This is a genomic window from Micromonospora sp. NBC_01405, assembly GCF_045040155.1.
In the GTDB taxonomy this organism is placed as follows: domain Bacteria; phylum Actinomycetota; class Actinomycetes; order Mycobacteriales; family Micromonosporaceae; genus Micromonospora.
The window spans coordinates 4,613,016-4,630,276 of sequence record NZ_CP109532.1 but is presented as its reverse complement, the minus strand read 5'-3'; the positions used below and the strand labels follow the sequence as shown (position 1 = coordinate 4,630,276).

19 protein-coding genes are annotated in these 17,261 nt (G+C 73.4%); 11 read left to right on the top strand and 8 right to left on the bottom strand.

Annotation, left to right across the window (positions count from 1 at the left end; genetic code table 11):
- The first annotated feature begins 57 nt into the window (after positions 1-57).
- The 4 genes from OG559_RS20320 to OG559_RS20305 all read left to right on the top strand — a co-directional run bounded on the left by OG559_RS20320 (position 58) and on the right by OG559_RS20305 (position 3,089).
- Positions 58-1,026, top strand: a complete 969-nt coding sequence (locus OG559_RS20320) for a cytochrome c oxidase assembly protein (RefSeq protein WP_405105974.1) — start codon at positions 58-60, stop codon at positions 1,024-1,026.
- A 105-nt stretch (positions 1,027-1,131) separates the two neighbouring features.
- Positions 1,132-1,527, top strand: a complete 396-nt coding sequence (locus OG559_RS20315) for a hypothetical protein (protein WP_396671005.1) — start codon at positions 1,132-1,134, stop codon at positions 1,525-1,527.
- Between the two features lie 100 nt (positions 1,528-1,627).
- Positions 1,628-2,674, top strand: coding sequence for an anthranilate phosphoribosyltransferase (gene trpD, locus OG559_RS20310; protein WP_405105972.1), 1,047 nt, complete (start codon positions 1,628-1,630; stop codon positions 2,672-2,674).
- A 211-nt stretch (positions 2,675-2,885) separates the two neighbouring features.
- On the top strand, positions 2,886-3,089 hold the full coding sequence (locus OG559_RS20305; RefSeq protein WP_405105970.1) for a hypothetical protein: 204 nt from the start codon (positions 2,886-2,888) through the stop codon (positions 3,087-3,089).
- 211 nt (positions 3,090-3,300) lie between these two features.
- Here the strand turns inward: OG559_RS20305 and OG559_RS20300 are convergent, their stop codons facing one another.
- The gene (locus tag OG559_RS20300; RefSeq protein WP_405105968.1) at positions 3,301-3,729 is read right to left on the bottom strand and encodes a cytochrome c oxidase subunit 4; all 429 of its coding nucleotides are present in this window, start codon (positions 3,727-3,729) and stop codon (positions 3,301-3,303) included.
- Between the two features lie 10 nt (positions 3,730-3,739).
- Positions 3,740-4,711, bottom strand: coding sequence for a cytochrome c oxidase subunit II (gene coxB, locus OG559_RS20295; RefSeq protein WP_405116818.1), 972 nt, complete (start codon positions 4,709-4,711; stop codon positions 3,740-3,742).
- A gap of 168 nt (positions 4,712-4,879) precedes the next feature.
- On the opposite strand from coxB, the gene OG559_RS20290 reads away from it, so the two are divergent.
- Genes OG559_RS20290 through OG559_RS20275 form a run of 4 tightly spaced genes read left to right on the top strand, consistent with a single transcriptional unit; the run spans position 4,880 to position 6,913 of the window.
- Entirely contained in the window at positions 4,880-6,031 is a 1,152-nt protein-coding gene (locus tag OG559_RS20290) for a cysteine desulfurase family protein (RefSeq protein ID WP_405105966.1), read from the top strand.
- Positions 6,028-6,273 carry a sulfurtransferase TusA family protein gene (locus OG559_RS20285; protein WP_405105964.1) on the top strand — a complete coding sequence of 82 codons (246 nt, stop codon included), beginning with the start codon at positions 6,028-6,030 and terminating at the stop codon, positions 6,271-6,273. The genes OG559_RS20290 and OG559_RS20285 overlap by 4 nt, the downstream gene beginning before the upstream one ends.
- A 37-nt stretch (positions 6,274-6,310) precedes the next feature.
- A complete protein-coding gene (locus OG559_RS20280) occupies positions 6,311-6,511 on the top strand; it encodes a hypothetical protein (RefSeq protein WP_405105962.1) in 201 nt (66 codons plus the stop codon).
- A 15-nt stretch (positions 6,512-6,526) separates the two neighbouring features.
- Positions 6,527-6,913, top strand: a complete 387-nt coding sequence (locus tag OG559_RS20275; protein WP_405105960.1) for a DUF397 domain-containing protein — start codon at positions 6,527-6,529, stop codon at positions 6,911-6,913.
- 82 nt (positions 6,914-6,995) lie between these two features.
- Here the strand turns inward: OG559_RS20275 and OG559_RS20270 are convergent, their stop codons facing one another.
- The 3 genes from OG559_RS20270 to OG559_RS20260 form a co-directional block, all read right to left on the bottom strand.
- Positions 6,996-7,973 (bottom strand): carbohydrate kinase family protein, encoded by a 978-nt coding sequence (locus tag OG559_RS20270; RefSeq protein ID WP_405105958.1) that lies wholly within the window; start codon positions 7,971-7,973, stop codon positions 6,996-6,998.
- A gap of 273 nt (positions 7,974-8,246) precedes the next feature.
- A complete protein-coding gene (gene erpA, locus OG559_RS20265; protein ID WP_405105956.1) occupies positions 8,247-8,618 on the bottom strand; it encodes an iron-sulfur cluster insertion protein ErpA in 372 nt (123 codons plus the stop codon).
- 216 nt (positions 8,619-8,834) lie between these two features.
- Positions 8,835-9,971 (bottom strand): glycerate kinase, encoded by a 1,137-nt coding sequence (locus tag OG559_RS20260; RefSeq protein WP_405105954.1) that lies wholly within the window; start codon positions 9,969-9,971, stop codon positions 8,835-8,837.
- A 94-nt stretch (positions 9,972-10,065) separates the two neighbouring features.
- Here OG559_RS20260 and nadA point away from each other — a divergent pair, with 94 nt between their 5' ends.
- The 3 genes from nadA (at position 10,066) to OG559_RS20245 (ending at position 13,540) form a co-directional block, all read left to right on the top strand.
- The gene (gene nadA, locus OG559_RS20255; protein ID WP_405105952.1) at positions 10,066-11,262 is read left to right on the top strand and encodes a quinolinate synthase NadA; all 1,197 of its coding nucleotides are present in this window, start codon (positions 10,066-10,068) and stop codon (positions 11,260-11,262) included.
- Positions 11,263-11,476: 214 nt separating this feature from the next.
- Positions 11,477-12,832 (top strand): UDP-N-acetylglucosamine 1-carboxyvinyltransferase, encoded by a 1,356-nt coding sequence (gene murA, locus OG559_RS20250; protein WP_396671013.1) that lies wholly within the window; start codon positions 11,477-11,479, stop codon positions 12,830-12,832.
- 102 nt (positions 12,833-12,934) lie between these two features.
- Positions 12,935-13,540 (top strand): DUF3043 domain-containing protein, encoded by a 606-nt coding sequence (locus tag OG559_RS20245; protein ID WP_405105950.1) that lies wholly within the window; start codon positions 12,935-12,937, stop codon positions 13,538-13,540.
- A gap of 23 nt (positions 13,541-13,563) precedes the next feature.
- Here OG559_RS20245 and OG559_RS20240 read toward each other — a convergent pair whose 3' ends face one another.
- The 3 genes from OG559_RS20240 to OG559_RS20230 are packed head-to-tail and all read right to left on the bottom strand — an operon-like array spanning position 13,564 to position 16,254.
- Positions 13,564-14,556 carry an ATP-binding cassette domain-containing protein gene (locus tag OG559_RS20240; RefSeq protein WP_405105948.1) on the bottom strand — a complete coding sequence of 331 codons (993 nt, stop codon included), beginning with the start codon at positions 14,554-14,556 and terminating at the stop codon, positions 13,564-13,566.
- Entirely contained in the window at positions 14,553-15,410 is an 858-nt protein-coding gene (locus OG559_RS20235; RefSeq protein WP_405105946.1) for an ABC transporter permease, read from the bottom strand. Before OG559_RS20235 ends, OG559_RS20240 begins: the two co-directional genes overlap by 4 nt.
- Positions 15,403-16,254: an ABC transporter permease gene (locus tag OG559_RS20230; RefSeq protein ID WP_405105944.1), complete on the bottom strand. Its 852-nt coding sequence runs from the start codon at positions 16,252-16,254 to the stop codon at positions 15,403-15,405. Before OG559_RS20230 ends, OG559_RS20235 begins: the two co-directional genes overlap by 8 nt.
- Positions 16,255-17,261 lie beyond the last annotated feature (1,007 nt).

Below are 17,261 nucleotides of genomic sequence, written 5' to 3'. Positions count from 1 at the left end.
GGTGGCACAGGTGGCCCGATCGTGGGGGTCCGGTTCGCCTGGCCTAGCCTGAAAAGCGTGCTGCACGTCGATTCGATCTTCGCCGCCACCTCGGCGGTCGCCGCGCTGCCTGCTGTCGCGGCCGGCGGCGACCCGATTCCGCCGCCGTTCACCGTGGCCCGGGTGTTCACCGAGACCCGGCTGGACAGCTGGCTGGCCCTCGGGCTGGTCCTCGCCGCCGGGCTGTACCTCTACGGAGTGCACCGGCTCCGGCTGCGCGGGGACCGCTGGCCGGTCGCCCGCACAGTGTTCTTCCTCGGCCCGGGCCTCGGCGGGATCGCCGCGGTCACGGTCAGCGGCCTGCACGCGTACGACACCGCGCTGCTGTCGGTGCACATGGTGCAACACATGGTGCTGTCGATGGTCTCGCCCATCTTCCTGGCCCTCGGCGCCCCGATCACCCTGGCCCTGCGCACCCTGCCGGTCCGGCCGCGCAAGCGGCTGCTGGCGATCGTGCACAGCCGGATCGCCCGGATCTACAGCTTCCCGCTGGTGGCGTTCGCCATCTTCGTGGTGAACCCCTTCGCGCTCTACTTCACCGACCTGTACCGCTACACCCTCGAACACGCCTGGGCGCACGAGGTGGTGCACGCGCACTTCATCATGACCGGCTGCGTGTTCTTCTGGCCGCTGCTCGGGCTGGACCCGCTGCCCGGCCGGTGGCCGTACCCGGGCCGGGCGCTGCTCATGGTGCTGTCGGTGCCGTTCCACACCGTGCTCGGGCTCACGATCATGCAGAGCACCACGCTCTTCGGCGGCGACTGGTACCCGTCGCTCGGCCTGACCTGGTCGAACCCCTGGGACGACCAGGTGGTCGCCGGTGGGGTCCTGTGGGCCGGCGGCGAGTTCGTCAGTGTGACGATGCTCGCGGTGCTGGTGGCGCAGTGGATACGCCAGTCCGAGCGGGAGGCCCGCCGGCTCGACCGCGAACTGGACCGCCAGGAGGCCCGCCAGCGCGCCGCGGAGGCGGCGGAAACAACACCCTGACCTGCCCTTTCCGGTACGCCGACCGCGCCGCGTGGGCGCGAGGTCGACGGGCCGGCGGCGGCGGGTACGATCAGCGCGCAGCTACGAGGTGGGAGCCAGCCAGCGATGAGCGATCGTCTTTGCACCGTCCTGCTCTACAGCGACGACCCGCAGGTCCGTGACCGGATGCGGCTGGCCGTCGGCACCCGGCCCGCCCCCGGGCTGAAGATCGAGTTCGTCGACGCGTCCGACTACGCCGGGTGCATCCGGCTGGTCGACGAGTACGAGATCGACCTGATGCTGCTCGACGGCGAGGCGAGCCCCGGCGGCGGCCTCGGCATCGCCCGGCAGATCAAGGACGACCGGGACGACGCCCCCCCGACCTGCCTGGTGATCGCCCGCGCCGCCGACCGCTGGCTGGCCGCGTACGCCCAGGTCGACGCCACCCTGGTGCACCCGCTCGACCCGGTGACCACCGGCACCACCGTCGCCGAGCTGCTGCGCAGCCACGCCCCGGCCTGAGCCACCGCGGCCCGGCGCCACCGGCGACGCCCGGCCCGACCCGCGGCCCACCCCGGTCGCACCCCGTTTCCGCACCCCACGCCCGATCGGGAGGCCCGCCATGGGCGAACGGACCTGGCCGCACCTGATCTCCGCGCTGCTACACGGCGAGGAACTCTCCACCGCGGACACCGCCTGGGCGATGGGCGAGATCATGGCCGGCTCGGCGGGTTCGGCGCAGATCGCCGGCTTCGCCGTCGCGCTGCGGGCCAAGGGTGAGACCCCGGCCGAGCTGGCCGGGCTGGTCGAGGCGATGCTCGGCGAGGCGGTGCCCGTCGAGCTGCCGGAGGAGCTGCGGACGTCCGCGCTCGACGTGGTCGGCACCGGCGGTGACCTCGCCCACACCGTGAACATCTCCACCATGGCCGCCCTCGTGGTGGCCGGCACCGGGGTCCGGGTGGTCAAGCACGGCAATCGGGCCGCCTCGTCCCTGTGCGGCACGGCCGACCTGCTGGAGTTCCTGGGCCTGCCGCTGGACCTGTCCCCCGAGGGGGTGGCCCGGTGCGTGGCCGAGGCAGGCATCGGCTTCTGCTTCGCCGGCCGGTTCCACCCGGGCATGCGGCACACCGGCCCGACCCGGCGCGAGCTGGGCGTGCCCACCTTCTTCAACTTCCTCGGCCCGCTGACCAACCCGGCCCGGCCCCGGGCCGGCGCGGTCGGCTGCTTCGACCTGCGGATGGCGCCGGTGATGGCTGCCGTCTTCGCCGGTCGGGGCGACTCGGTGCTGGTGCTGCGGGGCGAGGACGGCCTCGACGAGTTCACCACCGCCGCGCCCACCCGGGTCTGGGCGGCCCAGGCCGGCACCGTCAGGGAGGCCGTGGTGGACGCCACCGACCTCGGGGTGCCCCGGTCCACCCTCGCCGAGCTGCGGGGCGGGGACGCGGCGTACAACGCCGACGTGGCCCGGCGGCTGCTGGCCGGCGAGACCGGCCCGGTGCGGGACGCGGTGCTCGTCAACGCCGCCGCCGCGCTGGCCACCCAGGGCCCGCTCGACGGCGACCTGGTCGAGGCGCTGCGCGCCGGGATGGCCCGGGCCGCCGAGTCGATCGACTCCGGCGCCGCCGCCGCCTCGCTGGACCGCTGGATCGAGATCGCCCGCTCCGCCTGAGCACCGGCGGCCCGACCGGCCGAGGCACCGGCGGACGTGTCGGACCCCCGTGGGAAACTACATCCGAGTGATTTTCCGCGCCCGTTCCGGCCCCGACCGCCGGCCGGGCCGCCGGCCACCCCGCCGGCCGACGTCCCCCGTGGGTCCCCCGGTCAGCCGCCCGACGGCACCGCGCGACCACGACGGCGTCCAGCGACGAGAGGAGACGCCCGTGTCGGACCGCGAGCTCTACTGCGACACCTGCGAGGGCGTGCAGCCGTTCGAGGCGCCACCGTGCGCCGACGGCCACGGGGCCGACTGCCCGGAGCTGGCCTGCACCCGCTGCGGCGCGGCCGTGGTGATCGGCACGTTCACCCTCCCGGCCGACCAGCCCGCCGGCCGCCGCCACCGCGCGCCGCGGCACCGCGCGGCCTGACCGGCACGACCCCCGGCACCGCGCGGCCTGACCGGTACGGGACCCCGGCACCGTGCGGCCCGACCGGTACGGGACCCCGGCACCGTGCACCCCGGCATCGCGTCGGCGTGCCACCCAGAGCTGCGCGCACCCCGCCCGCGGCCCCTTCGGACGCACGGAAGCCCGCGACCCCCTCGGGGGTGCGGGCTTCCGAAAGTGCCGGGGTCGCCGGTCAGTGCTCGGCGGTGCGCCGGGTGCCGGTGTAGTACTCGAAGAGCAGGCCGCAGGCGGCGAAGATGACGGACACCAGGCCCAGGCCGATCAGCCAGAACTGCCAGAACGCCAGGCCGAGACCGGCGATCGCAGCGGACAGCGCCAGCCCCAACGGCCAGTAGCTGCCCGGGCTGAAGAAGCCGATCTCGCCCGCGCCGTCGGCGATCTCGCCGTCCGGTCGGTCCTCCGGCCGCAGGTCGATGCGGCGGGAGACGAACCAGAAGAAGCCACCACACATCGCGCACAGCAGGAACGACAGCAGCAGCGCGACGGTGCCGATCCACTCCACCTGTCCGCCGGAGTCGCCGTACGTCCAGGCGCCGTAGAGGACCGTCACGCCGAGGAGGAACCCGGCGATGATCAGGAAGATACGCCACTCGGTCTTCATGCCCGCTCCCTCAGCTTCCCGCGCCGGCGGCAACGTCGTCCGGGTTGAAGTTGGCCGTCCCGCGCCGCGTGTCGAACGGCCGCGTGGTGGAGGCGTACGGGTCCTCACCGATCGCGGTGAGCGCCTCCTGCGTCGACTTGCCGTCCCGCTTCGCGGCCAGGAACTGGTCGTACTTCTCCGGAGAGACCACCCGCAGCTCGAAGTTCATGAACGCGTGATAGGTGCCGCACAGCTCGGCGCAGCGACCGACGTACGCGCCCTCGGCGTCGAGGCTGGAGACCTCGAAGACGTTACGGATGTTGCCCGGCATGACGTCCCGCTTGAACAGCATCTCCGGCACCCAGAAGGAGTGGACGACGTCCTTGCTGGTCTCCTCGAACCGGATGGACCGGTCGGTCGGCAGGACCAGGATCGGGATGACCCCGCTGGTGCCGAGCACCGACGCCACGGTGTTCGCGTCCTTGCCCTGGCCGTCGCGGTAGTTGAACTGCCAGTTCCACTTGAAGGCGACGATCTCGACCGTGATGTCCGGGTTCTTCGTCGTCTTCGTCACGTCGGTCTGCACGACCGCCGTGTAGTAGAAGAGCACCGACACGATCAGGATCGGGGCGATCGTGTAGAGGAACTCCATCGGCATGTTGTAGCGGGTCTGCACCGGCAGCTCGTTGCCCCGCTTCCGGTAGCGCACCACGCACCAGAAGATCAGGCCCCAGACGAACACGCCGACCGCGAGCGCCGCGATGCAGGACGCGATCCACAGGTCGTACATCCGGTGCGACTCGGGCGTGATGCCGCCCTGCGGCCAGCCGAAACCGCCGAACGTCTTGCCGACGTCGCAGCCCGTGAGCAGGACCAGCAGCGCCGCGCCGCCGAGGCCGAGCCCGGCGAGCCGACCAGCACCACGCCGCCGGCCTCCACCGGCTCCCGGAGAAGCGCTGTGCCGTACGGCGGACGGCCGTACCTCCGAACTCCTTGCGACCACCTGGTCCTGCCTCCCTAGCGCGCCGCGGTGGTTGTTGTCCCCGACCAGCGGCAAAGGCGTCACCGACGGTCGCAGATTACTCGACCATGGCGGGCCTGACCGTGTTGGGGTCACTGTCCGCCCCCATCGGGGGGATCTTGGGCATACCGGCGCGATAGCGTCGGAGCCGTGAGCGCACCCCTCGTCTACCTGGACGCGGCCACCGCCGCGCCGCTGCATCCGGTCGCCCGACAGGCCCTGCTGGCCGCCCTCGACGACGGCTGGGCCGACCCGGCCAGGCTCTACACGCAGGCTCGCCGCGCCCGGCAGTTGCTCGACGCCGCCCGCGAGGCCGCCGCGGCCACCCTCGGTGTCCGCGCCGACGAGCTGTCCTTCACCCCCAGCGGTACGACCGCGGCGCACTCGGCCGTGCTCGGCGGCCTGGCCGGGCGGCGCCGGGCGGGCGGGACGCTGGTGCACTCGGCGATCGAGCACTCGGCCGTGCTGCACGCCGCCGAGCGGCACATTGCCGCGGGCGGCACGGCGACCTCCGTGCCGGTGGACCGGCTCGGCCGGATCGACCCGGCCACCTGGTCGGCTGCGGTCGCCGCCCCGGGGGTGGCCCTCGCCGCTCTGATCGGGGCCAGTCACGAGGTGGGCACCGTGCAGCCGGTGGCCGAGGCCGCCGCCGCGTGCGCCGCCGCCGAGGTGCCGCTGTACGTCGACGCGGCCCAGCTCGTCGGGCGGGCCCCGGTGCCGGGCGGCTGGTCGGTGCTGACCGCCAGCGCGCACAAGTGGGGCGGCCCGCCCGGCGTCGGGCTGCTGGTGGTGCGCAAGGGCACCCGGTGGGAGTCGCCGTGGCCGGCCGACGAGCGGGAGTCGGGGCGTACCCCCGGGGTGGTGAACCTGCCCGCGGTGGTGGCGGCGGCGGCGAGCCTGCGCGCGGCGGCGGCCGACGCGGCGGCCGAGGCGGCCCGGCTGGCTCCGCTGGTGGACCGGATCCGGGCCCGGGTGGCGGCCGAGGTGCCGGACGTGGAGGTGGTCGGCGACCCGGTCGACCGGCTCCCCCACCTGGTCACCTTCTCCTGCCTGTACGTCGACGGCGAGGCGCTGCTGCACGCGCTGGACCGCCGGGGGTTCGCGGTCTCCTCGGGCTCGTCCTGCACGTCGTCGACGCTGCGCCCGTCGCACGTGCTGGAGGCGATGGGGGTGCTCTCGCACGGCAACGTACGGGTGTCACTGCACCGGGAGACGACCCAGGCGGAGGTGGAGCGGTTCCTCGCCGAGCTGCCGGGGATCGTCGCGGAGCTGCGCGCCGAGGCGGGGGTGGTGGGGCTTTGACCGCGCACGCCGAGCCGACCGGGCCGACGGAGGTGCTGGACTGTCGGGGGCAGCGCTGCCCCCTGCCGGTGATCGGGCTGGCCCGACGGCTGCCGGAGCTGCCGGTCGGCGCGGTGCTGCGGGTCCTCGCCGACGACCCGGCGGCGGCCGTCGACATCCCGGCCTGGTGCCGGATGCGCGGCCAGGAGTTCGTCGCCGCGCACTCCGAGGGCCCCGGTTACGACGTCCGCCGCACCCACTGAGCCGCCCACGACCCGCCCGCGATCGACCGGGCTCACCATGCTCGCCACCCGCTCCGACGAGAAGACCTGGTGGGGACCCTGGGCCGCCGTCTGGTTCAAGACGCATGTCGGCCTGGAAGGGCTGGCCGACAGCGCGTTCGTGTTCGAGTCCATGGTCATCCCCGACAACCTGCGCCAGGTCGCCCTCTCCCCCGCCGAGTCGCGCGCGTTGCTCCGGGAACTGGCCGGCGCGGCCTAACCCTCGGGGGCCACCATGCCCACCCCCGACCTCGCCGCCGCCCACTGGTTCACCACCAGCCGCAGCACCAGCAACGGCGACTGCGTGGAGTGCGCCGTCCTGCCCGACGTCATGGCGGCACGCGACAGCAAGCACCGGTCCGGCCCGACGCTCGCCTTCCGTCCGGCCAGTGGGTCCGCGTTCATCGCCGCGACCACTCCGGCCCCGTCGCCCCGCCGCAGCCGCCTCAACGTCGGAATTGCAGATCTTGGAAGCAAACGGCCCTTCCAGGGGCCGAAATCTTCCAAGATCTACCCGATCTCCGCCGCGAGCCGGACGGTGCGGACGGTGGGCGGCTGGGCGGTGGACGCGGTGATGGTGGACGCGGTGATGGTGGACATGGTCGGCCTCGAAGACGAGTGACGACGAACGTCCCGGCACGGCCGAGGGCAGCCGCTGCCGATCATCGCGTGCCGGTCAGTTCAGCGTGCCGGCCGGGTCGGAACTACGGGAGCAGGTGGGGGCGGACGTCGTCGGCGGCGACGTCGCCGTACGACTCGGCGAGCCGCTTGACGAACAGGTCCGGGCGCACCTCGTACTCCTGGGTGCCGACGGTCTCCAGCACCAGGGTGGCCAGCAGGGAGCCGACCTGGGCGGACCGCTCCAGACCCAGGCCCCAGGAGAGCCCGGCGAAGAATCCGGCCCGGAAGCCGTCCCCGACGCCGGTGGGGTCGACCGCCCTGGTCTCCCGGGCGATCGGCACGTGGATGGTGTCGAAGTCCCGGCCGGCGATCTCCGCGCCGTTGCTGCCCAGCGTGGTCACCCGAACCGTCACCCGGTCCAGCAGCTGCGCGTCGGTGAGGCCGGCCTTGCTCTGCAGCAGCGCCTTCTCGTACTCGTTGGTCATCAGGTACTCGGCGCCGTCGATCAGGCCCACCACGTCGTCGCCGCCCATCCGGGCAAGCTGCTGGGACGGGTCGGCGACGAAGGCGTACCCGCGCTCGCGGCACTCGGCGGAGTGCCGCAGCATCGCCGCCGGGTCGTTGGCGCCGACCAGCACGAGGTCGAGCCCGTCGAGCCGCTTCGCGACCGGGGCCAGTTCGATGTTGCGTGCCTCGCTCATCGCGCCCGCGTAGAAGGAGGCGATCTGGCACATGTCGGTGTCGGTGGTGCAGACGAACCGGGCGGTGTGTGCCACCTCGCTGACGTGCACCGAGTCGCAGTCGACGCCGTGCCGCTCCAACCAGGAACGGTAGTCGGCGAAGTCGGCGCCGACCGCGCCGAGCAGGACCGGGCTCAGGCCGAGCTGCGCCATGCCGAAGGCGATGTTGGCGGCCACCCCGCCCCGGCGCAGCACCAGGTCGTCCACGAGGAAGGACAGCGAGACCTTGTCGAGCTGGTCGGCGATGAGCTGGTCGGCGAACCGGCCGGGGAAGCTCATCAGGTGGTCGGTCGCGATCGAGCCGGTCACGGCGATCTTCATGTCAACCCTCGCGGTCGGGAACACGGCGCGGGTCAGCCTACCGGGCCGTTCGGTGTCGTGGCCCTGGGTCGAGAGAGATCGTTCACGTTCCGGTTGACCCCTCGTCGCTGGCCGGTCGGCCGGCGTCCGCCGGGGAGCGGATCCGCACTGGTCGGCCCACCGTGACTGCGTCCGCGGGCGGCTACGGACGGTGAAGCTGTGCCGCAAAAAAGACAGCGGGGCCACCCCCGGGTCGGGGGTGGCCCCGCTGCCGCATCGGCCGAGGGTGTCGACTCAGCTGAACGAGTCGCCGCAGGCGCAGGAGCTACCCGCGTTCGGGTTGTCGATGGTGAAGCCCTGGGCGTCGATCCGGTCGGCGAAGTCGATGGTGGCGCCGGACAGGTAGGGGGCGCTCATCCGGTCGACGACGACCTCGACACCGTCGTAGTCGGTGACGACGTCACCGTCGAGCGAGCGCTCGTCGAAGAACAACTGGTACCGCAGGCCGGAGCAACCGCCCGGCTGCACCGCCACCCGGAGCCGCAGGTCGTCACGGCCCTCCTGCTCGATCAGGGCCTTGACCTTCTGCGCCGCGACGTCGGTGAGGACGATGGAAGAAGGGGCCTCGGTCGACTCGGTCGACTCGGTCTGCGCTGGCGTGGTCACGTGGAAATCTCCCTGCGCGGTCTGGGTCTGGACGCACTGGCCAACGTCTCGCGTCGTCCAGTGATTCCCGATGTGGTCGCAGACCCGATGGTACGCCGCCCCGGCCGGGACCACCCGGTCGACGTGACCCGGGCTCGGCACAACCGGTGGGCCGTCCTAGGAGGATAGGTGGGAGGCGGGGGCGGGCGAGGTCGTCAGCCCCCGCCCGGCCGGCGCTCAGCGGCTCCACTGGCGGGCCAGGCGGGCGCCGAGCTCACGCAGCCCCTCCGCCGGGCGGCTGAGCGCCGCGTCCAGCCCGCCGCGCTCCTCCCCGCCGAAGTGCTCCACCAGGCTGTACGCGTCGGTGACCCCGGCCGAGGCGGCCTCGCGCCGCCCGGTGCTCACCTGTCCCGCCAGCACCACGCAGGGCACCCCCCGGTCCCGGGCGGCCCCGGCCACCCCGGCGACGACCTTGCCGCGCAGCGACTGGTGGTCGAAGGAGCCCTCGCCGGTGACCACCAGGTCGACCGCGTCGAGCGCGGCGGACAGCCCGATGGCCTCGGTGACCAGGCCGATGCCGGACTCGCACCGACCACCGAGAGCCAGGATCGCCGCGCCGAGGCCGCCGGCCGCGCCGCCGCCGGGCAGCGCGCCGAGGCCCGCCGGGCAGCCGGGCAGGTCCCGCTCCAGCACACCGGCGAAGCGCTCCAGCGCGGCGTCGAGCAGCAGCACGTCGGAGCGGGTCGCGCCCTTCTGTGGGCCGTAGACGCTGCTGGCGCCGTGCAGCCCGAGCAGCGGGTTGTCCACGTCGGTGGCGGCGACCAGGGTGACGCCGCGCAGCCGGGGCGCGCCGTCCAGCCCGGCGATCCCGGCCAGCGCCGCCCCGCCGTACGGCAGGGCCCGGCCGGCCTCGTCGAGCGTGGTGACGCCGAGCGCGGTGAGCAGGCCAGCCCCGCCGTCGTTGGTGCCCGAACCGCCGAGCCCGATCACCACCGTCTGGGCGCCGTGCTCCACAGCGGCGGTGACCAGCGCGCCGAGCCCGTACGAGGTGGTGGCCTTCGGGTCGCGCTCGGCGGCGGCGAGCAGGTGCAGGCCGCAAGCCTGGGCGCTCTCCAGGTACGCCGTGCCGTCGTCGGTGAGCAGGATCTCACCGTCGGCCGGCCGGCCGAGCGGGTCGACGGTCGGCACCGGCACCCGGCGCCCGCCGAGCGCCTCGGCGAGGACGGCGACGAAGCCGGGCCCGCCGTCGGCGAGCGGGCGGATGAGCAGGTCGTCCCCGTCGGCCACCTCCCGCCAGCCCTCGGCCACCGCCGCGGCGACCTCCTGAGCCGGCAGCGTGCCGGCGAACTTGTCGGGACAGAGCAGCACGCGCATGCCGAGCAGTGTGGCAGGGCACTTCGGTGCGAGGCAGTGCGGCAGCCCACACCGCCACGAGCCGCCTTCTCCCCGGCTGTGGAACCATGGGGGCGTGACTTCGACGTGGGCGGAACCCTCCAACACTGCGACAGCCCTGCTGCTGCTCGGCCGTGGGGGTGACCCCGCCACCGAGCGTGGCGTGGAGTGTCCGGGCGACCTGCCGGCGCCCAGCGATCCCGACCTGGTGGCCCGGGCGGCGGCGGCGAAGGCGGCGCTGGGCGACAGCGTCTTCGTGCTGGGCCATCACTACCAGCGCGACGAGGTGATCCAGTTCGCCGACGTGACCGGCGACTCGTTCAAGCTGGCCCGCGAGGCGGCGGCCCGGCCGGACGCGGAGTACATCGTCTTCTGCGGCGTGCACTTCATGGCCGAGAGCGCCGACATCCTCACCACCGGCAGCCAGAAGGTGATCCTGCCCGACCTGGCCGCCGGCTGCTCGATGGCGGACATGGCGGTGCTGTCCCAGGTCGAGACCGCCTGGGACGTGCTGACCGAGCTGGGCGTGGCGCAGGACACCGTCCCGGTGACATACATGAACTCCTCGGCCGACATCAAGGGCTTCGTCGGCCGCAACGGCGGCGTGGTCTGCACCTCGTCCAACGCCAAGCGGGCCCTGGACTGGGCGTACGGGCGCGGGTCGAAGGTGCTGTTCCTGCCCGACCAGCACCTGGGTCGCAACACCGCCGTGCTGGAGATGGGCTTCTCACTCGACGACTGCGTGCTCTACGACCCGCACAAGCCGAACGGCGGGCTCACCGCCGAGCAGCTCCGCGACGCGAAGATGATCCTGTGGCGCGGGCACTGCTCGGTGCACGGCCGGTTCACCCTGGACAGCGTCGACGACGTCCGCGAGCGGGTGCCGGGGGTCAACGTGCTGGTGCATCCGGAGTGCCGGCACGAGGTGGTCAACGCCGCCGACCTCGTGGGCTCGACGGAGTACATCATCAAGGCCGTCGAGGCCGCCCCGGCCGGCTCGGCGTGGGCGATCGGCACCGAGCTGAACCTGGTGCGCCGGCTGGCGCTGGCCCACCCGGACAAGCAGATCACGTTCCTGGACAAGGCGGTCTGCTACTGCTCGACGATGAACCGGATCGACCTGCCGCACCTGGTGTGGGCGTTGGAGGAGCTGGTGGCCGGCCGGGTGGTGAACCAGATCACGGTGGACCCGGACACCGCGCACCACGCCCGGGTGGCGCTGGACCAGATGCTGGCCCTCCCCGCCGCCGACACCGCAGCGCCGACAAACTGATAACTCTGCGTAACATTCTGGGTGCGTTTGCGCACGTGACACCCCGTTTCGTGCCCTCCAGGGCGATGTGACCCCATCCAAGCTGGTCACCGAGGGCTATGCTGCCGGGGCGACGACACGCGCGGGCCCGTTTACCGCCGGCCGCACCGCGGGTAACCACCGACAACTCCCGCAACATCACAAACACGGCAGCACCGACGCGCTGGAGGTTGCGTTGACCGATGACGTCCTGGTCGTACACGGAGGTACTCCGCTCGAAGGGCGGGTCCGCGTGCGCGGCGCGAAGAACCTGGTTTCCAAGGCGATGGTCGCCGCCCTGCTGGGCGACAGCCCCAGCCGCCTGTTCGACGTGCCGCGTATCCGCGACGTCGAGGTGGTCCGCGGACTGCTCGGCCTGCACGGGGTCAAGGTCACCGACGGCGCCGAGATCGGTGAGCTGGTCTTCGACCCGGCCAACGTCGAGAGCGCCAGCACCGACCAGATCAACGTGCACGCCGGCTCCAGCCGCATCCCGATCCTGTTCTGCGGGCCGCTGCTGCACCGGCTCGGCCACGCCTTCATCCCCGACCTGGGCGGCTGCCACATCGGGCCGCGCCCGATCGACTTCCACCTCCAGGCGCTGCGCGAGTTCGGCGCCACGGTCGAGAAGACCCCGGAGGGGCTGCACCTGTCCGCCCCGAACGGGCTGCACGGCACCAAGTTCGCCCTGCCGTACCCGAGCGTCGGCGCAACCGAGCAGGTGCTGCTCACCGCCGTGATGGCCGAGGGCGTCACCGAGCTGCGCAACGCCGCGGTCGAGCCGGAGATCATCGACCTGATCTGCATCCTGCAGAAGATGGGCGCGATCATCAAGGTGCACACCGACCGGGTGATCGAGATCCAGGGCGTGCCGAAGCTGCACGGCTACACCCACCGGCCGATCCCGGACCGGATCGAGGCGGCGAGCTGGGCGGCGGCGGCGCTGGCCACCCGCGGCCACGTCGAGGTGCTCGGCGCGCAGCAGGCCGACATGATGACCTTCCTGAACGTCTTCCGGTCGGTCGGCGGCGAGTACGAGGTGACCGACTCCCGGCCGCCGAAGCTGGGCGACCCGGGCCAGGAGGGCGGCATCCGGTTCTGGCACCCGGGCGGCGAGCTGAACGCCGTGGCGCTGGAGACCGACGTACACCCCGGCTTCATGACCGACTGGCAGCAGCCCCTCGTCGTGGCGCTGACCCAGGCCCGGGGCCTGTCGATCGTCCACGAGACGGTGTACGAGCAGCGGCTCGGCTACACCGAGGCGCTGAACACGATGGGTGCCAACATCCAGGTCTACCGCGACTGCCTCGGCGGCACCCCGTGCCGGTTCGGCCGGCGCAACTTCAAGCACTCCGCGGTGATCGCCGGCCCGAGCAAGCTGCACGCGGCCGACCTGGTCATCCCGGACCTGCGCGCCGGGTTCAGCCACCTGATCGCCGCGCTCGCCGCCGAGGGCACCTCCCGGGTGTACGGCGTCGACCTGATCAACCGGGGCTACGAGGACTTCGAGGCCAAGCTGGCCGACCTGGGCGCCCACGTCGAGCGGCCGTAACGCCGCTCACGGCGGGGGCCGCCAGTAACCTCGCTCACTGCCTGACCGCGCCCGGTGCACCGCGATGTGCACCGGGCGCGGGCGTTTGGCTACCCTTTCCTCGTGCCGTCGCTGTTTCGCCGCAAGTCCTCCGACCTCGTTGACGAGTCCGTCACCTCGGTGACGCCCGACGAGGCGTCCACGCCCGCCCGCCGCAGCTACACCCCGAGCAAGAAGGAGCTGGGGCGGGAGACGCCGAAGCGGCCCGTCGCCGGCCGCAGGCCGGCCGGCCCGACCAAGCCGCTGAGCAAGGAGGAGGCCCGGGAACGGCGACGGCGGTTGCGCGCCGAGTCGTCGGCCGAGTTCCGCCGCGAGGGCGGCCCCCGCGACCGGGGCCCGGTGAAGCTGCTGGCCCGCAACGTGGTCGACTCCCGCCGGACGATCGGCACCTGGTTCTTCGGCGGGGCGCTGATCGTGCTGCTCGGCTCGAACCAGGCGATGCCGCCGATCGTCCGGCTGATCTCGAACATCCTCTGGGGCGTGCTCGCCCTCGGCGTGGTGATCGACTCGATCCTGATCAGCCGCAAGATCAAGAAGCTGGTCCAGGCGCGCTTCCCGAACAGCGGCGAGCGGATGGGCTCGCTCTACCTGTACGCGATCATGCGGTCGATCACCTTCCGCCGGATGCGCGCACCGGAGCCCCGGGTCAAGGTCGGCGACCCGGTCTGACCCGCGCCTGCCCGGGGCGGCCGTCACGATGCCGCCCCGGAGGCGTCGACGAGGGGCCCCTCCCCCCGGCCGTAGAGTCGGGCGACGACCTCCTCGATGTCCGGCTCGACGATCGAGATGTCGCGCAGGGTGGCCAGCCCGGCCAGGGCGGCCACCACCTCGGCGGCACCCGCCGACTCCAGCGCGAAGACCAGCCGGTGCCCGTCCGCCTCGACCCGGCGCAGCGGGGCGCCGGGCAGCTCCGGCGGCTCCGGCAGGGCGGCGTCCAGATCGGCGACGACGAGGCGGCGCGAGCCGTACCGGTCGTGCAGGGCGGCGATCGTGCCGTCGTGCACCACCCGGCCGTGGTCGATCACCACGAGCCGCCGGCACAGCCGCTCGATGTCGGCCAGGTCGTGGGTGGTGAGCACCAGGGTGGTGTCGCCGGCCCGGCCCAGCTCGCCCAGGAAGCCCCGGACGGCCTGTTTGCTCACCACGTCCAGCCCGATGGTCGGCTCGTCGAGGAAGAGCACCTCCGGGCCGTGCAGCAGGGCGGCGGTCAGCTCGCCGCGCATCCGCTGGCCGAGGGAGAGCTGCCGGACCGGGGTGTCCAGGAAGCCGTCCAGGTCGAGCAGGTCGCGGCAGCGGCGCAGCCGGGCGGCGTGCGCGTCGGCCGGCACCCGGTAGACGTGCCGCAGCAGGTCGAACGAGTCACCCAGCGGCAGGTCCCACCAGAGCTGGGAGCGCTGGCCGAAGACCACGCCGATGCGCAACGCCAGCCGGGTGCGCTCGGGCACCGGGCGCAGGCCGCAGACGCGCACCTCGCCGGAGGTGGGGGTGAGCACGCCGGTGAGCATCTTCAGGGTGGTGGACTTGCCGGCGCCGTTCGGGCCGATGTAGCCCAGCATCTCGCCCCGCTCGACGAGCAGGTCGACCCCGTCGACCGCGCCGACGGTGCGCTTCTCGCGGCGCAGCCGCCCCGCCTTCACCCGGACCGTGAACTCCTTGCGCAGGTTGCGTGCCTCGATGACGCTCATGACCCCGTACTCCGGTAGTGGCGGACCCCGACGCGCCAGGCGGCGGCGGCGAGCGCGGCGGCGACCAGCGCGACCGCCGGGGCGGCCCAGCCGGCCCAGGCCGGCAGGCCGAGCGGGTCGGCGCGGCCGAGCAGCGCCAGCGCCGGCTGGTAGCTGACGAAGGCGAACCCCATCCCGTACGCGAAGGCCGCCCGGAACCAGCCGTCGTAGACGGTGGCCGGGTACGAGGTGAAGTCCTTGCCGCCGTAGGTGATCGAGTTGGCCAGCTCCCCCGACTCGGTCCAGTAGAACGAGACGGTCGCGGTGGCCACGAAGACCGACCCGAAGAAGACCACCCCGGCGAGCGGGGCGATGATCATCAGCGCCACCCGGCCCGGGGTCCAGTCGATTCCCGCCGAGCCGACCGCCACCGCCAGCACGCCCACGCCGAAGACCACCCGGGACACCTTGCGCAGCGGCAGGTCCATCAGCAGGAGCTGGGGCAGCGCGCCGAGCGGACGCAGCAGCACGGCGTCGAACAGGCCGGTGCGCACGTACCGGGGCAGCCGCTCGACGTTGCCGACGAACAGGTCGGCGATGGTGAACGCGGCGGTGGAGAGCCCGACCATGACCAGCGCCTCGCGGAGGGTGAACCCGCCCAGTTCCCGGGTGACCCCGAAGATCACCAGCACGGTGACCACGTCGAAGACCGTAGCTCCGACGTTGCCGACCAGGTCCACCACGAACGACGTCCGGTACGCGGCCTGGGACCGCGCCTGCGCCCCGAGCAGCGCCCGGTACGCGGCCAGCCGGCCGGACGGGCGCCGAGGGCTCCCCGGTGGCCGCTGCCGGGGCAGGACGACCGGCTCAGCCACCCTGCACCACCAGCCGGCCCTCGGCGCGGCGCTGCACCAGCCGACACAGCGCCAGGACTGCGACCGCCCAACCGACCTGCACCGCGACCAACCCGACCTGGGTGGCCGTCGGGTCCCGCTCGACCAGCACGTCGAGCGGGATCTGCAACAGGCTCGGGAACGGGGTGCCGAACTGCAACGCCAGGTAGACCGCGTCGGGCAGGAAGGGCAGCGGGAAGTAGAGCCCGGCGAGCACGCCCGAGGCGAGCGCCCACAGGATCTGCGGGCCACGGACGTCCTCGAGCCAGTAGGCGGTGGCGTTGACCAGGAAGCGGCAGCCGAAGGAGATCACCACCGCGAGCAGCACGGAGAGCGCGAACAGCGGCACGGTCGGCCAGCGGGCGGGCAGATGGACGTCGAAGAAGAGCGGACCCACCGCCAGCGGCGGCAGCAGCCGGGACACGCAGGCCCAGCCCGCCCGGCCCAGGTCGGTGGCGAGGTAGCTGGTCACCGGGTGGACCGGCCGCAGCAGGTCGCTGGCCACCTCACCGGTGCGGATCCGGTCGGCCAGATCGGTCCAGCTCCAGAACAGGACCACCGCCAGCAGGCCCTGCCCGGCCCAGACGAAGGTGGCGAGCTGCTCCCGGTCGTAGCCGGCGGCGCTGCCGGCCGCGCCGGCCACGGCGAGGAGGACGTAGCAGCGCAGGAACCCGAAGACGGTGTTGGTGACGGCACCGGCCACCGCCGCCTGGCGGTACGTGGCGTATCGTCGGAATCCCGATCCCGCTATGGCACCGAATGTCCGAAACCATAGGATAATGTTTGACTCGGTGGGCGGTGCCGCAGTGGCGGTGACAGAGCCCACGCCGTTACCCTCCTTCCGCAGCCACGCCATGCCGGACCGGGCGACTTTACCGGCGGGCGGGGCGCCCAGCGCGACAATTTCCAACGAGGTGACATCGCCGTGAGCGAGCGACGCGAGCCGGGCGCCGGGGCTCGCCACGCGAGCGGCGACGAGGCCTTGCGATGAGCGGCGACTTCTACGACCGCTGGCGCGACCCGGTCGAACCGTCCTGGGTCTTCGCGCCGACCTCGGAGTGGCAGCCGCAGTTCCCGGGGCAGCGCTACCCCGGCGACATCGGGCTGCGGCGCCTGCCGCCCCAGCACCGTGGCAGGGCCACCGTCGTCGGCCGGGCCGAGGCGAAGCCGGTCAGCCCCGACTCCGGACCGGTGAGCCCGGCGCCGGGTGGGCGCGACGGGGCGTACCCCTGGGAGGCCCCCGCCCCGGACGGCCACGCCCGGCGCAGTTGGGACGACCGCCGCGCGGGCCCGGCCGAACCGCGCCGGCCCGACGCGCGCCCGGCCTGGGCCGGCCCGCCCCGGGACCGCGCCACCCCCGTCGACGACCGCCGGGGCCGCGACGAGCGGGAACCCGACCGGCACGGCCGCGACGAGCGCGAACAGGCGTGGCGCCCGCGTAGCGCCGGGGCCGCAGAACACGACGAGCGCGGGTACGGCCTGCGGGGCGAGGACCGCCGGCCCGAGGCGACGGACCACGACCGCTCCGGCCGCCGGGGCCGCGACGACAGCGGGTGGCGTCGCGACCAGCACCCGGCGGACCGGGGACCGGTCGAGGCGTACCCGCTGCGGCCCGATCCGGACCTGCCCGCGCGCCACGAGCCGCGCCGGCCCGAGTGGACGGTGGATCGCGGCCCGGCGGCCGGCTGGCACGGTGACCGGTACGACCAGCGGCACCCCGCCGACCCCGGCCGGCGGATTCCCCCGTCCGAGCCGTCGGCGCCGGTGTCCCCCGCGCACCGGCAGGAGCCGGGGTGGCTGCCTGAGCCGGAGGAGCGCCGTCACCACTCCTAC

Excerpts from the sequence above, each read along its gene's own strand:
- OG559_RS20315 (WP_396671005.1), top strand. The coding sequence starts at position 1,132 with ATGAGCGATCGTCTTTGCACCGTCCTGCTCTACAGCGACGACCCGCAG.
- trpD (WP_405105972.1), top strand. The coding sequence starts at position 1,628 with ATGGGCGAACGGACCTGGCCGCACCTGATCTCCGCGCTGCTACACGGC.
- OG559_RS20300 (WP_405105968.1), bottom strand. The coding sequence starts at position 3,729 with ATGAAGACCGAGTGGCGTATCTTCCTGATCATCGCCGGGTTCCTCCTC.
- OG559_RS20280 (WP_405105962.1), top strand. The coding sequence starts at position 6,311 with ATGCTCGCCACCCGCTCCGACGAGAAGACCTGGTGGGGACCCTGGGCC.
- OG559_RS20275 (WP_405105960.1), top strand. The coding sequence starts at position 6,527 with ATGCCCACCCCCGACCTCGCCGCCGCCCACTGGTTCACCACCAGCCGC.
- OG559_RS20270 (WP_405105958.1), bottom strand. The coding sequence starts at position 7,973 with ATGAAGATCGCCGTGACCGGCTCGATCGCGACCGACCACCTGATGAGC.
- OG559_RS20260 (WP_405105954.1), bottom strand. The coding sequence starts at position 9,971 with ATGCGCGTGCTGCTCTGTCCCGACAAGTTCGCCGGCACGCTGCCGGCT.
- OG559_RS20240 (WP_405105948.1), bottom strand. The coding sequence starts at position 14,556 with ATGAGCGTCATCGAGGCACGCAACCTGCGCAAGGAGTTCACGGTCCGG.